This window comes from Streptomyces sp. NPDC007991, from assembly GCF_042958445.1.
In the GTDB taxonomy this organism is placed as follows: Bacteria; Actinomycetota; Actinomycetes; order Streptomycetales; family Streptomycetaceae; genus Streptomyces.
Genome location: NZ_JBIBJD010000016.1, coordinates 13,955 through 29,230 on the forward strand (window position 1 = coordinate 13,955; position 15,276 = coordinate 29,230).

General features: G+C 71.9%; 9 protein-coding genes and 1 pseudogene. 6 read left to right on the forward strand and 4 right to left on the reverse strand.

Annotated elements, in window-relative coordinates:
* Positions 1-12 precede the first annotated feature (12 nt).
* The gene (locus ACFZDA_RS35560) at positions 13-1,845 is read right to left on the reverse strand and encodes a serine hydrolase (RefSeq protein ID WP_391089638.1); all 1,833 of its coding nucleotides are present in this window, start codon (positions 1,843-1,845) and stop codon (positions 13-15) included.
* Positions 1,846-1,907: 62 nt separating this feature from the next.
* Between ACFZDA_RS35560 and ACFZDA_RS35565 the strand changes: the two genes are divergently transcribed.
* Together ACFZDA_RS35565 and ACFZDA_RS35570 are read left to right on the forward strand one after the other, a co-directional pair.
* Positions 1,908-3,017, forward strand: coding sequence for a nitronate monooxygenase (locus tag ACFZDA_RS35565; protein ID WP_391089639.1), 1,110 nt, complete (start codon positions 1,908-1,910; stop codon positions 3,015-3,017).
* The gene (locus tag ACFZDA_RS35570; RefSeq protein WP_391089641.1) at positions 3,014-4,567 is read left to right on the forward strand and encodes an AMP-binding protein; all 1,554 of its coding nucleotides are present in this window, start codon (positions 3,014-3,016) and stop codon (positions 4,565-4,567) included. Before ACFZDA_RS35565 ends, ACFZDA_RS35570 begins: the two co-directional genes overlap by 4 nt.
* Before the next feature lie 111 nt (positions 4,568-4,678).
* On the opposite strand, the gene ACFZDA_RS35575 is transcribed toward ACFZDA_RS35570, so the two are convergent.
* Positions 4,679-7,099: a penicillin acylase family protein gene (locus ACFZDA_RS35575; protein WP_391089643.1), complete on the reverse strand. Its 2,421-nt coding sequence runs from the start codon at positions 7,097-7,099 to the stop codon at positions 4,679-4,681.
* 155 nt (positions 7,100-7,254) lie between these two features.
* On the opposite strand from ACFZDA_RS35575, the pseudogene ACFZDA_RS35580 reads away from it, so the two are divergent.
* The 3 genes and pseudogenes from ACFZDA_RS35580 (at position 7,255) to ACFZDA_RS35590 (ending at position 10,465) form a co-directional block, all read left to right on the forward strand.
* Positions 7,255-8,782: pseudogene (locus ACFZDA_RS35580) on the forward strand (acyl-CoA synthetase).
* Positions 8,783-8,846: 64 nt separating this feature from the next.
* A complete protein-coding gene (locus ACFZDA_RS35585) occupies positions 8,847-9,689 on the forward strand; it encodes an alpha/beta fold hydrolase (protein WP_391089645.1) in 843 nt (280 codons plus the stop codon).
* Positions 9,690-9,751: 62 nt separating this feature from the next.
* Positions 9,752-10,465, forward strand: a complete 714-nt coding sequence (locus tag ACFZDA_RS35590; protein WP_391089647.1) for an alpha/beta fold hydrolase — start codon at positions 9,752-9,754, stop codon at positions 10,463-10,465.
* Here the strand turns inward: ACFZDA_RS35590 and ACFZDA_RS35595 are convergent.
* Together ACFZDA_RS35595 and ACFZDA_RS35600 are read right to left on the reverse strand one after the other, a co-directional pair.
* A complete protein-coding gene (locus ACFZDA_RS35595) occupies positions 10,437-12,437 on the reverse strand; it encodes a sulfatase (protein WP_391089649.1) in 2,001 nt (666 codons plus the stop codon). The genes ACFZDA_RS35590 and ACFZDA_RS35595 overlap by 29 nt on opposite strands.
* Positions 12,438-12,550: 113 nt before the next feature.
* Positions 12,551-14,170, reverse strand: a complete 1,620-nt coding sequence (locus tag ACFZDA_RS35600; protein ID WP_391089651.1) for an AMP-binding protein — start codon at positions 14,168-14,170, stop codon at positions 12,551-12,553.
* Positions 14,171-14,346: 176 nt separating this feature from the next.
* Between ACFZDA_RS35600 and ACFZDA_RS35605 the strand changes: the two genes are divergently transcribed.
* Complete coding sequence (locus ACFZDA_RS35605; protein ID WP_391089653.1) at positions 14,347-15,147, forward strand: crotonase/enoyl-CoA hydratase family protein; 801 nt, start codon at positions 14,347-14,349, stop codon at positions 15,145-15,147.
* Positions 15,148-15,276 lie beyond the last annotated feature (129 nt).

Sequence of the window (15,276 nt, forward strand, 5' to 3'; positions counted from 1 at the left end):
GACCCGACCCGCTCAGTCGGCCGACGGCGTCCACCCCACCGCTTCGACGCGCGACGCGTCCGCCGGGCGTGCCTCGTCGAAGAGGACGCCGCCGGCCGCGTCCACGCGCAGCCCGTCCACGTAGGCCCCGCGGCCGACATACAGCCGGTCCGTCGCGTACCGCCACCGCAGGGCGAGCCGGCGCGCGGCGGGCAGGTCGGCGGTGAGCCCGTGCCAGACGCGGCCGGACCAGCCGGTCACCGAGCCGGACGGATGCGGCCGGGGATCTTCGTCCCGGCGGGAGGTCGTGAAGGGCACGGGCTGCCAGGTCGTGCCGCCGTCGGTCGTGGCCTGAAGGACCAGGACGTCGGCCGTGGGCTCGGTGTCCCACCACAGCGCGCAGCGCAGCCGCGCCCGGCCGGACGACGTGTCGAGCGTGGGCAGCGTGAGCGTCGCGGTGGCGGAGACGGCCATGCCGGAGAACCAGGCCCTGCGTCCCCGTGCCGGCCGGACCGGGACGGCCCGCGCCAGGTTGTTCGCGGCGGCCACCCGGGGAGCCGACCCGGATCGCCACTTGCGCACCGGATGCACCGAGTTGCCCAGGACGACGAGGAACGAGTCGGTCGTCGGGTCCAGCACCAGCGAGGTGCCTGTGAAGCCGGTGTGCCCGGCACTGCGCGGGGTGGCCATCGCGCCCATGTACCAGTGCTGGTAGAGCTCGAAGCCGAGACCGTGTTCGTCCCCGGGGAACGCGGTGTTGAAGTCGGTGAACATCAGCTCCACCGACTCGGGCGCCAGGATCCGCGCCCGTCCGTACACGCCGCCGTTGAGGAGCGTACGGCCGAGGACCGCGAGGTCCCACGCGTCGGTGAACACGCCCGCGTGGCCCGCGACCCCGCCCAGGCTGAAGGCGTTCTCGTCGTGCACCTCGCCCCACACCAGGCCCCGGTCCAGGCCGGACCACGGGGCACGCGCGTCCTCCGTGGCCGCGATCCCCGGCCGCCAGGAGGCGGGCGGGTTGTAGCGGGTGCGGCGCAGACCGAGCGGTGCCGTGATCTCCTCACGCAGGAGGACGTCCAGGGAGCGGCCCGTGATCCGCTCCAGCACGAGCTGGAGCGAGATGAGGTTCAGGTCCGAGTACAGGTACGCCGTGCCCGGCGCGCTGACCGGCGCCTCGTCCCAGATGAGCCGGAGCTTGTCCTCGTACGTGGGCGCGCTGTACAGCGGGATCCACGCCCGGAAGCCCGAGGTGTGCGTGAGGAGCTGACGGATCGTGATGTCCTGCTTGCCCGCGCGCCCGAAGTCCGGCAGGTACGAGGCGACCTTCGCCTCCAGCTCCAGCCCGCCCCGCTCCATCTGCTGCACGGCCAGGATCGACGTGAACAGCTTTGACACCGACGCCAGGTCGAAGACGGTGTCCTCGGCCATGGGGATCTGCTCGTCGGCCGGGAACTCGACGCCGGTGTCGGTCTTCTCGTCGTAGGCCCGGTAGCGCACCGCCATGCCGATGGGCCGGTGCAGGGCGACGGTGCCGCCCCGTCCGGCGAGCAGGACGGCGCCCGCGTACCAGGGGTGCTCGGGGGAGGGGCCGAGAAACGCCTCGGCGTCGGTGACGAGTTGCCGCAGATGGGCGGAGAGCAGCCCGGCGCGTGCGGCCGAGCCGTGCCGCAGCGTGGGACGCCCCGTGACCGGGGCGGCCTCGGCGGGTAACGGGGCGAGGGCCAGGGCGCCACCCAGGACCAGTGCACGTCTGCGCGTCAGCCCGCCGTTCGTCGTTGCTCTGTCTGCCGTGCCTTCGGTCACCGCGCATCCTCCCGCCGAACCGCCTTGGACGTCCCGGACAGTATGTCCCAGGGCACCGCCCATAAATCTGACGGGGCATCAGGAAACCCCTTCCCTCCTCCGGAAGAGTCCGGCATCCTGCGCCCATGCAGACGGAGCTGAGCCAGAAACTGGGAATCGAGCACGCCGTCTTCGGCTTCACGCCGTTCCCCGCCGTCGCCGCGGCCATCAGCCGGGCCGGCGGCTTCGGGGTGCTCGGCGCGGTCCGCTACACCGCCCCCGACGAGCTCAAACGTGACCTCGACTGGATCGAGGCGCACATCGACGGCCGCCCGTACGGACTGGACGTCGTCATGCCGGCCAAGAAGGTCGAGGGCGTCACCGAGGCGGATGTGGAGGCGATGATCCCCGAGGGGCACCGGCGGTTCGTCCGGGACACCCTCGCCCGACACGGCGTGCCCGAACTCGCCGAGGGCGAGGCGTCCGGCTGGCGCATCACCGGCTGGATGGAGCAGGTCGCCCGCACCCAGCTCGACGTCGCCTTCGAGTATCCGATCCGGCTCCTCGCCAACGCCCTCGGCTCCCCGCCCGCCGACGTCATCGCCCGCGCCCACGACCAGGACGTCCTCGTCGCCGCCCTCGCGGGCAGCGCCCGGCACGCCCGCAAGCACCAGGAGGCCGGGATCGACATCGTCGTCGCGCAGGGCTACGAGGCCGGCGGCCACACCGGCGAGATCGCCTCCATGGTGCTCACCCCCGAGGTCGTCGATGCCGTCGCCCCCCTGCCCGTGCTGGCCGCCGGCGGCATCGGCAGCGGACAGCAGGTGGCGGCCGCATTCACGCTCGGCGCGCAAGGTGTGTGGCTTGGCTCCATATGGCTGACCACCACGGAAGCGGACCTCCACTCGCCCGCCCTCACTCGCAAGCTGCTCGCGGCCGGCTCCGGCGACACCGTCCGCTCCCGCGCGCTGACCGGAAAACCCGCACGCCAGCTGCGCACCGAGTGGACTGATGCCTGGGACGACCCGGCCGGGCCCGGCCCGCTGCCCATGCCGCTGCAGGGCCTGCTGGTCGCCGAGGCCGTCTCGCGTATCCAGAAGTACGAGGTCGATCCCCTGCTCGGCACCCCGGTCGGGCAGATCGTCGGCCGGATGACCAGCGAACGCAGCGTCCAGGCCGTCTTCGACGACCTCACCCGCGGCTTCGAACAGGCCGTGGACCGCGTCAACCGCATCGCCGGAAGGAGCGGCCAGTGAGCAGCAGCGTTCCCGTGGGCTTCTGGGCCCAGGCCACCGCCGACCCCGACCGCGCCGTCCTGATCGCCCCCGACGGCCAGGAGTGGACCGCCGGCCGCCTGCACGCCGCCGCCAACCGGCTCGTCCACGGCCTGCGCGCGGCCGGGCTGGAACGCGGCGACACCTTCGCGGTGGTCCTGCCCAACGGCGTCGAGTTCCTCACCGCGTACCTGGCCGCCAGCCAGGCCGGGTTCTACCTCGTCCCCGTCAACCACCACCTGGTCGGACCGGAGATCGCCTGGATCGTCTCCGACTCCGGCGCCAAGGTCCTCCTCGCCCACGCACGCTACGCCGACGCGGCACGCCACGCCGCCGACGAGGCCGGCCTCCCGGCCACCCACCGGTACGCCGCGGGCCGGGTGGAGGGCTTCCGCCCGTACGCCGAACTCCTCGACGGACAGCCCGAGTCGGCGCCCGACGGCCGCACCCTCGGCTGGGTCATGAACTACACCTCCGGCACCACCGGCCGCCCCCGCGGCATCCGCCGCCCACTGCCCGGCAAACCGCCGGAGGAGGCGTACCTCGGCGGCTTCCTCGGCATCTTCGGCATCCGGCCGTTCGACGACAACGTGCACCTGGTGTGCTCGCCGCTCTACCACACGGCCGTCCTCCAGTTCGCGGGCGCGTCCCTGCACATCGGCCACCGGCTGGTCCTGATGGACAAGTGGACACCCGAGGAGATGCTCCGCCTCATCGCCCGCCACCGCTGCACCCACACCCACATGGTCCCCACCCAGTTCCACCGCCTGCTGGCCCTGCCCGACGAGGTGAAGGACCGCTACGACGTCTCCTCCATGCGGCACGCCATCCACGGCGCCGCGCCCTGCCCCGACCACGTGAAACGGGCCATGCTCGACTGGTGGGGCCCCTGTGTGGAGGAGTACTACGCGGCCAGCGAGGGCGGCGGCGCCTTCGCCACCGCCGAGGACTGGCTGAAGAAACCCGGCACCGTCGGCAAGGCCTGGCCCATCAGCGAACTGGCGATCTTCGACGACGACGGCAACCGGCTGCCGCCCGGCCAACTCGGCACCGTCTACATGAAGATGAACACCGGCGGCTTTTCCTACCACAAGGACGAGGCCAAGACCCGCAAGAACCGCATCGGCGACTTCTTCACCGTCGGCGACCTCGGCCACCTCGACGAGGACGGCTACCTCTTCCTGCGTGACCGCAAGATCGACCTGATCATCTCCGGCGGCGTCAACATCTACCCGGCGGAGATCGAGTCGGCCCTGCTCGCCCACCCCGCCGTCGCGGACGCCGCCGTCTTCGGCATCCCGCACGACGACTGGGGCGAGGAGGTCAAGGCCGTCGTCGAACCGGCCCCCGGGCACCGCCCGGGGCCCGCCCTCGCGGCCGACCTCCTCGACCACTGCGCGCACCGGCTCGCCGGCTACAAGCGGCCCCGAAGCGTCGACTTCATCCCCGAGATGCCCCGCGACCCCAACGGCAAGCTGTACAAGCGACGCCTGAGGGAGCCGTACTGGGAGGGCCGCACCCGGCCGGTGTGAGACGGCGGTCGCCGCTTGGGCCGCGCGAGCCGGCGGGCCCCGGGCCGGCCGGGTGTGACGAGACGAACGGGGTGCCGTCCCACCGGGAGCGGCACCCCGTCGGCCCTGGGGTCAGCGGGTCTCGCGGACCCGGACGACCTTCAGCTTCGGCGAGGCGAGGATGTCCTTCTCGCAGAAGCGCGACGTCACCCACTTCTCACCGGCGTACAGCCGGGTCTGGTCGGCGTAGTGCGGCGACTTGGGGTTCGACGACTGGGAGTACGTCAGTAGGGTGCGGGCCACCGGGCAGCGGCCGCCGTCCCAGCCCACCGCCTGGAGGTGACTGCTGCCGAACGGCACCTCGGTGTAGCCGCCCTGGGCCGCGTTCCACGTCGGTTCGAGCACGTTCCACACGCCGAGCCTGCCCGAGCCGCCGGGCATCGGAAGGCGCTCACCGTCGCGGACGACGAACTGGTGCGCGCCGAGGGGAGCGTCGAGCGCGATGCCCGCCGCGCGCAGTTCCGCCACCGTGTCGGCGAGGGCGACGGCGAAGCCGGGCGCGTCCGTGTTCAGCGTGTTCGGCGTCCGCACCGGGTCCGCCGCCGAGAACGGCACCTTCCACAACTCGCCCTGCGGCACCGCCTGTTCCAGCTTCCGCCAGAACCGGTCGAACAGCAGCGCTCCCCGGCTCCCGGTGTCCATGGTGCGGTCCCACTCCGTCAGCACGGCACACGCCTGCGACACGTCGACGGCCTTGCCGTCACTGCCCGTCGCCGTGCCGCCGGGCAGGGCGGCGCACGCCCGGGCCACGTCCGTCGCGGTGAGATCGCCCGCGGGCACCCGGTTGGCGAGCTGCTGCCGTTGCAGGTCGCGCACGGTCAGCCCGCCCCGGTCCGCCATCGCCGCCACGTCCTCGATCGCGCCGCGGGTGCGCAGGCCGAGCTGCGTGCCCACCGTGCCGAAGATCCGCTCGTATCCGGTGATCGGCCGGTCGGCGTTGGTCATCCACGCGGTGCCGTTGGAGTTCTCCACGTACGGCGCGTCCTTGAGTGTCGGCATCCGCGCCGGACCGAAGATGCCCGGGGCCACCGCGTCGGGATCGCTGCCGAGCGCGCAGTCGCCGCGCGAGCCGTCGAGGATCGCGATCCCGGACGCCGGATACGTGGTCCGGCCCAGCGCCGTCGAGCAGCGCTCCGCCAACGCGTCGGTGATACGCGGTAGGACCTGGGACTGGGTGAAGAGGGAATGGCCCGCGCGGTCGGCGGCGATCGTGTTCACCCAGGGGATGCCCTGGTGCCGGGCGAGCGACGCTTGGACGTCGTCCGTGCTCCGCGCCTTGCCGAAGCCGAGCGAGGTGTCGGTGAAGCGGAGGTTCGCGGCGTTCGGGTCGTGCAGGGCGTACGCCGTCGTGCTCGTCCACGGCAGCGGGACCTGAGAGTTGAGGGAGGTGACGACCGGGCCGTAGCGGGTCCACCACTGGGTGCGGGTCATCGGCGCGCCGTCCTTCACCGCGACCGTCACGGTCCGCTTCTTCATACGCTCCGGCTCGCCGTCCACGAGGTATGCCGTGGGGTCGGCCGGATCCAGCGTGAGCTGGTGGAGGTTGGCCGGCACACCCGTCGATACGGTGTGGCTCCACGCCACATGTGCGTTGAAGCCGATGGAGACCGCCGGGAGGCCGAGCAGCGAGCCACCCGAGACGTTCAGCTCGCCGGGGATCGTCTGCTGCGACTGCCAGAACCGGCGCCCGCCCTGCCACGGGTAGTGCGGGTTGCCCAGCAGCAGACCGCTGCCGCCGGCCGTGGTGTCGCCGCGGAACGCGACCGCGTTGGAGCCCATGCCGGGGTCGCCCCACAGCTCGTCGGCCGCCTTCGCCACCGCCTTCGCGTCCGGTGTGCGGGAGGACGGGGCGGGGGTGCCGGTGCCCGTCGGCGGCTGCGCGGACGTGATCGTGTCCACGAAGCGCCCCTCTCCGGAGATCGAGGCGATGGCGAGACCGCGGGCGGCCACGTCCAGCTCGGTGACCGGACGGACCCAGGCGGCCCCCGCACAGGCAGGGTCTGTGATCTTCTTCTGCTCCAGCCAGGCGTTGTAACCGGCCGCCCAGCCGCGCATCAGGTCCCGGACCTCACGGCTCGGGCCCACGGGCGCGGGCGCCGCGAGCAGCTTCTCCACCGTGCGCGTCTCACGGACCCCGTGGAAGTACAGGTCACTGGCGAGATTCGTCCTGGCCCCGGAGAGGGCGCCGTCGGCGGCCGTGCCGGCGCCGAAGTACCGCGAGCGCTCGCCCCGCAGGGTCACGAACCCGTCGGCGAGCGTGCAGACCTCGTCGGCGGCCTGGGCCCAGCCCGTACCGAAGCCCAGGCCGGCGTAGTTCTTCGCCTGGATGTGCGGGATGCCGTACTCGGTGTAGCGGATGACGGCGGACAGGCCGTCGCGGGACGGGTGCTGCTCCGCTCGTCCCGGGCCAGGGGCTGCGGCCGCGGGTAACGCGGACGCGGCCGTGAACAGGGCCGTGGCCCCGAGAACGAGTCGTCTCAGGCGGCTGCGCATCGTGCCCTCCAACATCAGTGAGGGAAAGGAGACTCGGGGGTACGGAGGTGCCGCGTGCGCACATCCGTACCATGATCTCGGACGCCTCCGGCGGCGTCAGGGTTGAGCCGGTCGGTCCTTGACCTGGCCCGGCGGTCAACCGAGGATCAGGTGTCATGACGACGCCCGGACACGGCAGCACGGTCGACGGAGTCCTGCGACGCAGCGCCCGGCGCACCCCGGCGCGCGTCGCGGTGGAGTACGGCGACCGCACCTGGACGTACGACGAACTGGACGGTGCCGTCTCCCGCGCGGCGAGCGTCCTCCTCGGTCAGGGGCTGTCCCCGGGCGACCGGGTGGGCGCGTACGGCCACAACTCCGATGCCTACCTGATCGCCTTCCTGGCCTGTGCCCGCGCGGGCCTGGTGCACGTCCCCGTCAACCAGAACCTGACCGGCGACGACCTGGCCTACATCGTCGCCCAGTCCGGCAGCTCCCTGGTCCTCTCCGACCCGGACCTCGCCGGGCAACTCCCCGATGATGTACGGACGTTGCCGCTGCGCGACGCCGACGACTCACTCCTCGCCCGGCTCACCGGGGCGCCCCCGTACGACGGCCCCGAGCCGCGCACCGAGGACTTGGTGCAACTGCTGTACACATCCGGGACGACCGCCCTGCCCAAGGGCGCGATGATGACGCACCGGGCCCTGGTGCACGAGTACCTGAGCGCGATCACCGCTCTCGACCTCAGCGCGGGCGACCGTCCCGCGCACGCGCTGCCCCTCTACCACTCGGCGCAGACGCACGTCTTTCTGCTGCCCTACCTCGCGGTCGGCGCGACGAACATCATCCTCGACGCGCCCGACGGCGACCTGCTCTTCGACCTGGTCGAAGCGGGCCGCGTGGACAGCCTGTTCGCCCCGCCCACCGTCTGGATCGCCCTGTCCAACCGCCCCGACTTCGCGACCCGCGACCTGAGCGGCCTGCGCAAGGCGTACTGCGGGGCCTCGATCATGCCGGTCCCCGTACTGGAACGGCTGCGCGAACGCCTGCCGGACCTGGCGTTCTACAACTGCTTCGGACAGAGCGAGATCGGCCCCCTGGCCACCGTCCTCGCGCCCGACGAACACAAGGGGCGCATGGACTCCTGCGGCCGCCCCGTGCTGTTCGTCGACGCGCGGGTCGTCGACGAGGACGGCAAGGACGTACCGGACGGCACCCCCGGCGAGATCGTCTACCGCTCTCCGCAACTGTGCGAGGGCTACTGGGACAAGCCCGAGGAGACCGCCGAGGCCTTCCGCGACGGCTGGTTCCGCTCCGGCGACCTTGCCGTACGGGACGCGCACGGCTACTACACGATCGTCGACCGGGTGAAGGACGTCATCAACTCCGGTGGCGTACTGGTCGCGTCACGCCAGGTCGAGGACGCCCTCTACACCCATCCGCAGGTCGCCGAGGCCGCGGTCGTCGGCCTGCCCGACGAACGCTGGATCGAGGCCGTCACGGCCGTCGTCGTCCCCCGCGGCGAGGTCACCGAGGCGGAACTCATCGCCCACACCCGCGAGAAGCTCACCCCCCTTCAAGGCCCCGAAGCGGGTGGTGTTCCTGGAGAGCCTCCCGCGCAACGCCAGCGGGAAGATCCTCAAGCGGGAGCTCAGGAAGAGCCTCGGAGGCGAGCCGGGCCTCGCGGCCCCGGACGGCTGACGCCGCGCGGCCCCTCCGCGAAACCCGTTGTGCCGAAGACCCCGAGAGCGTGAGGATCGACGCCATGCCGATCTTCACAGCCCCGGACGGAACCCGGCTCGCCTGTCACCTGCGTGGTACGGGGAAGCCGCTGGTCGTGCTGCCCGGCGGGCCCATGCGCGCCTCCGCCTATCTGGGGAACCTGGGCGGACTGGACGCCCACCGGCAGCTGGTCTTCCTCGACCTGCGCGGCACGGGGGAGTCCGAGGCACCGGCGGATCCGGCCACGTACCGCTGCGACCGGCTCGTGGAAGACGTCGAGGCGCTGCGCCGCCACCTGGGCCTGGAGCGGATGGATGTGCTCGCCCACTCGGCGGGCGGCAGCCTCGCCATGCTGTACGCGGCCCGGTACCCGGACCGGCTGGGACGGCTCGCGCTCATCACCGCCACCCCGTGGGCCCTGGGCCTGCCCGCGACGGCCGAGGACCGGCTGGCGGCGGCGCGGCTGCGCACGTCGGAACCTTGGTTCGCCGAGGCGTTCCCGGTGTTCGAGGCCTGGCTGTCCGGTACCGGTGACTTCGACCCCGTGTTCCTGCCGTTCTTCCACGGCCGTTGGGACCACACCGCCCGGGCCCACGCCGAACGCGAGGAGGACGAGACCAACGACGACGCGGCCGACCGCTACGGGGCGGACGGCGCCTACGACCCGGACGCGACACGGGCCGCGCTCGCCCGCGTCACCGCCCCGGTGCTCGTCCTCGCCGGTGAGGTGGACGGCGGCCCGTGTCCCGGGCTTGCCCGGCGTGCCGCCGACGTCTTCGAGGCGGCCGAGTTCGCGGTGCAGCCGGGCGCGGGACACTACCCGTGGCTCGACGACCCGCAGTGGTTCGTGCGACGCGTCGCAGACTTCTTCGGCGCACGGAACTGAGATCCTCTGCTGTCCGCAGAACGGGTCCGACCCGGGGCCCTCACCCCGCTAGCGTGCCCGGCATGGACACCGAACCGCGCACCGTACGGGCGAACGGCATCACCCAGGCCTACCGAGTCTGGGGGCCGGACGACGCGCCGCCCGTCGTCCTCCTGCACGCCCGCGGGGCCGACGGCGCCGACTGGGCGGAGATCGCCCCCGCGCTGGCCGCCGGACCCCGCCGGGTGTACGCCCCCGACCTGCGCGGGCACGGCCGCAGCGACTGGCCCGGCGGATACGCCTACGAGGCCATGCGCGACGACGTGCTCGCCTTCCTCGGCGCGCTCGGCATCGCCCGCGCCGACGTCGTGGGCCACTCGCTCGGCGGCGCCGTCGCCTGCCTGCTCTCCCAGCACAGCCCGGGGCTGGTGCGGCGGCTCGTCCTGGAGGACGTACCCGCGCCGTTTCCACTGGACCCGCCGCGCCCGCCCGCCGAACGTCCCGACGGGGACCTGCCCTACGACTGGGCGATGATCCTCGCCACCGACGCACAGCGCAACGCCCCGGATCCCCTGTGGTGGGACCACATGGGGCGGATCACCATGCCCACGCTGCTGATCGGGGGAGGGCCGACAAGCCTGATCCCCCAGGACCAGATCGGCGCCCTCGCCGAGCTGCTTCCCGATGCCCGGCGCGTCACCATCGACGCCGGGCATCTCGTGCACGAGGCGCGGCCCGAGGAGTTCCTCGTGGCCGTGACGGAGTTCCTCAGCCCTGGGGACCGTACGCCGTCATGAAACGGTCGCGGAAGGTGTCCATGCCCCACCGGGGCGCGTCCGGGGCCGGTTTGAGGCCGTCGGTCCAGCCCCAGTCGGCGACCCGGTCCAGGACCTTCTTGTCGTGCGCGACGATCGTGACCGGCACGTCCTTGCCGGTGTCCCCGGCGGTGACCGTCGGCACCGGCTGGTGGTCGCCGAGGAAGACCAGCACCGTGTCGTCGTCGCCGTAGCGCTCGACCCACTCGGTCAGGCTGCGGATCGAGTACTCGATGGCCTTGCGGTACTCGGCGCGCACCTTCTCCGGGTCCTTCCAGACCTCCGTGGGGTTGGTGCCCTCCTTCTTGATGCGGTGGAACACCGAACCGTCGCCGAGGTCGTCCCAGTCGATCATGTGGGCGATGGGGGACCACGGGTTGTGGCTGGAGGCCAGGATGATCTCCGCCATGATCGGCTCACGGTCCTTCTTGCCGTGCTCCAGGCGCTGGAAGGCCTCCATGCTGAACTGGTCGGGCACGGGCGTCCAGCTGAAGTACGGGCCCTGGTAGCCGAGGTGCTCGGAGTCGTAGATGTGGTCCAGCCCGAAGTACTTCCCCTCCGGCCAGGCGCGGCGCACGCCCGGCACGATGCCGACGGTCCGCCAGGCGCCCGTCTTCCCGAAGTACTTGGTCAGCGTCATGCGGTCGCTGGTGGTCAGGCTGCGGTACCGCTGCTGGTTCTTGATCCACAGACCGGACAGGAAGGTCGAGTGGGCGAGCCAGCTGCCCGCGCCCGTCACCGGCGACTGCAACCAGCCGCTGCGCGACTCGAACCCGGCCGCCTTCAACCGGCCCGTGCCCTCCTTCAGCACGGCGTCGGTCTGCTTCGCCATCGCCGGGTCGTCGATCGCGACGCGGCCGTAGCTCTCGATGAAGGTGAACAGGACGTCCTTGCCGCGCAGGCCCGTGAGCAACTGGTCCGGCGGCGTCTTCGCGAAGGCGTCCACCGCGGCCTGCTTCTGGAAGACCCGGGCGTCCTTCAGACCCGCGCGCACCTGGTCCACGCGGTTGCCGAGGAACTCCGCGTTGCCCTTGGTGGCGATCGGCACGGTGCCGACCTGCACGCCCAGGGTCATACAGGTGATCCACGCCGTGCCGAGGACCAGCGTCGTCCGGGCGGCGACGGGGCGGTGCCGGACCATCAGGTTCGTCAGCCGCACCACGGCGAGCGTCGTGAGGACCAGCACCGCGACGAGCAGCACGATCACCCCGATCACGGCCAGCACCTGGCCCGTACGGCCGAACGTCTCCCTCAGGAATTCCGTGCCGTTCCCGATCAGGATCCAGTCCAGGACCAGATCGAACGGCCGGGCCAGCACCTGGTAGAAGCCCATGTCGACGCACTTCAGCACCGTGACCAGCCCGAGGAACACGCCGGAGACGACCGCCATGATCCGCCGGGGCCTCGGCGGCAGCGCGAGCAGCAGACCGGCGAGCAGCACGCCCTCGGCGGGGATACGGAGGAACGAGGCGAACTCGATCCGCTCGATCCGGTTCGGCAGCAGCAGCGCGACGACCACGAGCACGCCGGCGAGCACGGTCGTCCCCACGGAGACGCCACGCGCGGCACGGGGGTAGCGCCGCCGCCATCCGAACCACCCGGGCCTGGTCGCGCCCGACACCCCGGCCGACCTGGCGTCGGCACCGCCGTTCGGGCCTGTCGTGCCGGTGCCGGTGTCCGGTTCTGCCGCGTCCGCCTGGGTGTCTGCGCCTGCCGGGGCTGTGTCGCTGCCGTCCGGTTCCGTCGTGCCGGTGTCGCCGTCTGGGCTTGCGGTGCCGGTGTCGGTGTCCGGTTCTGCCGCGTCCGCCTGGGTGTCTGCGCCTGCCGGGGCCGTGTCGCTGCCGTCCGGTTCCGCTGCGGCGCCGTCCGGCCCCGTCGTGCCCGTGTCGGTATCCGGTTCCGCCCCGCTCCCGGTCGTGCCCGATTGCTGTTGGGAGCGAGTGAAGAGCGACACCCGGTGGTCCTTCCGTGCGGTCTTGCTGGCATGGCAAGCAGAGCCCGGTGAACGAGCCTGCCACCACCAGTACGTCCGCACGCCACCTTGGGTTCAACCGGCCGGCCGGAGAATCAGCCGTCCGCGGCCACCGCCACCTCCCGCGCCCAGCGATAGTCCGCCTTGCCGCTCGGCGACCGCTGGACCGACTCCGTGATCACCAGCTGGCGCGGGATCTTGTACCCGGCCAGCCGGTCCCGGCAGTGGCTCTGGATGTCCCGCAGCGACGGGCGCGCCGCACCCTCCCGCAACTGCACCACCGCCGCCACATGGTGGCCCCACTGCGGGTCCGGCACCCCGGCCACCAGCGCGTCGTAGACGTCCGGGTGGGACTTGAGGGCCTGCTCGACCTCCTCCGGGTACACCTTCTCGCCGCCGGTGTTGATGCACTGCGAGCCACGGCCCAGGACGGTGACCACGCCCTCCTCGTCGACGGTGGCCATGTCGCCCAGCAGCACCCAGCGCTCGCCGTCCTTCTCGAAGAAGGTCGCGGTGGTCTTGGCCGGGTCGTTGTAGTAGCCGAGCGGCACATGTCCGCACTGGGCGATCCGGCCGACCTCCCCGGCCGCCACCGGTTCGTACGTGGCCGGGTCCACCACCTGCGTACGGGCGTTGACACGCACCCGGAAGCCCCGCTCGGGCCCCGAGTCCTCGGTCGCCGTCCCGTTGAAACCGGACTCCGACGAGCCGAAGTTGTTCAGCAGCATGGCGTTCGGCACCAGCTCCCGGAACTGCCGGCGCACCGTGTCCGACATGATCGCGCCGGACGACGACACACTGAACAGCGACGAGCGGTCGATGTGCCGCAGCGGGCCGCTCAGCGCGTCGATCAGCGGCCGCAGCATCGCGTCTCCCACCAGCGAGATGCTGCTGACCTTCTCCTTCTCCACCGTCCGCAGCACCTCCTCCGGCACGAACTTGCGGTGGATCACCACCCGCTGCCCGAAGTTGAAGCCGATGAACGCGGTGAGGGTGGAGGTGCCGTGCATCAGCGGCGCCGTGGGGAAGAAGGTGATCCCCGCCCCGCCGGCCGCGACCCGCTCGGCCAACTCCTCCGGCTTCTTCACCGGTTCACCGGTCGGCGCACCGCCGCCGAGCCCCGCGAAGAACAGATCCTCCTGCCGCCACATCACACCTTTGGGCATGCCGGTCGTACCGCCGGTGTAGATGATGAACTGGTCGTCGCCCGAGCGGGCCGGGAAACCCCGCTCGGGCGCCCCACCGGCCTCCGCATGGGCGAAGTCCACACAGGGCACCTCGGCGGCCCCCGGCGCCGCCGCCCCCACCCGGATCAGATGCCGCAGCTTCTCCGCCCGGGGCCGCGCGGCCGCCACCCGGTCCGTGAACTCCGCGTCGAAGACCAGCGCGACCAGATCCGCGTCCCGGTAGAGGTACACCAACTCCTCTTCCACGTACCGGTAGTTGACGTTGACCGGGACGATCCGTGCCTTCAGGCAGCCCAGTACGGTCTGGAGGTACTCCACGCCGTTGTAGAGGTGCAGCCCGAGGTGCTCACCGGGCCGTATCCCGCTGTCGAGCAGATGGTGGCCGACGCGATCGGCCGCCGCGTCCAGCTCCGCGTACGTCAGGCGGCGTTCCGCGCCCGTGCCCGGATGGTCGACGTACACCAGCGCCTCACGGTCGGGAACCACGTCGACGACCGACTCGAACAGGTCGGCAAGGTTGTACTCCACCGCTCCTCCTGACCCCGGGACGTGCCTGGCATCGGACGGTTCGCCGGTCATCAGAGCAAAGGGCGCTCCAACTGTGAAGGGCTCGGGCGAAGAAATCTGACTGCCTGTCAGAAAACCCTTGAAGTGCCTTCCTCCCTACTGCAACCTGTTCTCGTTCCACGAGAGGGGAGTTGGCCATGGGTGGGACCGAACACCTCACCGTGCGGCGCGAAGGCGCCACACTGGTGCTCACGCTCAACAGGCCCGAAGTTAGGAACGCGCTCTCGCTGCCGATGCTCGTCGGCCTCTACGACGGCTGGCTGGAAGCAGACGCCGACGACTCGGTCCGCTCGATCGTGTTCACCGGCGCGGGCGGCTCGTTCTGCTCGGGCATGGACCTCAAGGCGCTCGCCGGCGACGGCATGGCGGGCGAGGAGTACCGCGACCGGCTCAAGGCCGACCCCGACCTGCACTGGAAGGCGATGCTGCGCCACCACCGACCGCGCAAGCCGGTGATCGCGGCCGTCGAGGGCCACTGCGTCGCGGGCGGCACCGAGATGCTTCAGGGCACCGACATCCGCGTCGCCGGCGAGTCCGCGACCTTCGGCCTGTTCGAGGTGAGGCGCGGCCTGTTCCCCATCGGCGGCTCCACGGTCCGGCTGCCACGCCAGATCCCGCGCACCCACGCCCTGGAGATGCTCCTCACCGGCCGCCCCTACAGCGCCCGCGAGGCCGCCGCCGTCGGACTGATCGGCCATGTCGTCCCCGACGGCACGGCGCTCGCGAAGGCACTGGAGATCGCCGAGCGGATCAACTCCTGCGGCCCGCTCGCCGTCGAGGCCGTCAAGGCCTCCGTCTACGAGACGGCCGAGATGACCGAGTCCGACGGTCTCGCGGCCGAACTCACCCGGGGATGGCCCGTCTTCGACACCGCCGACGCCAAGGAGGGCGCCCGCGCCTTCGCGGAGAAGCGACCGCCCGTCTACAAGCGCGCGTAGGCGCTGCGCTGGCCTGGGCCGGTCGGAGGCTGCGGGCTGCATGCGGCTGGTCGCGCCCACACGGCGGAGCCGCACATGTCACCTTCCCGCGCCCCTGACCGGGCGCCCTGGCACCCCCGACCTCCCAAG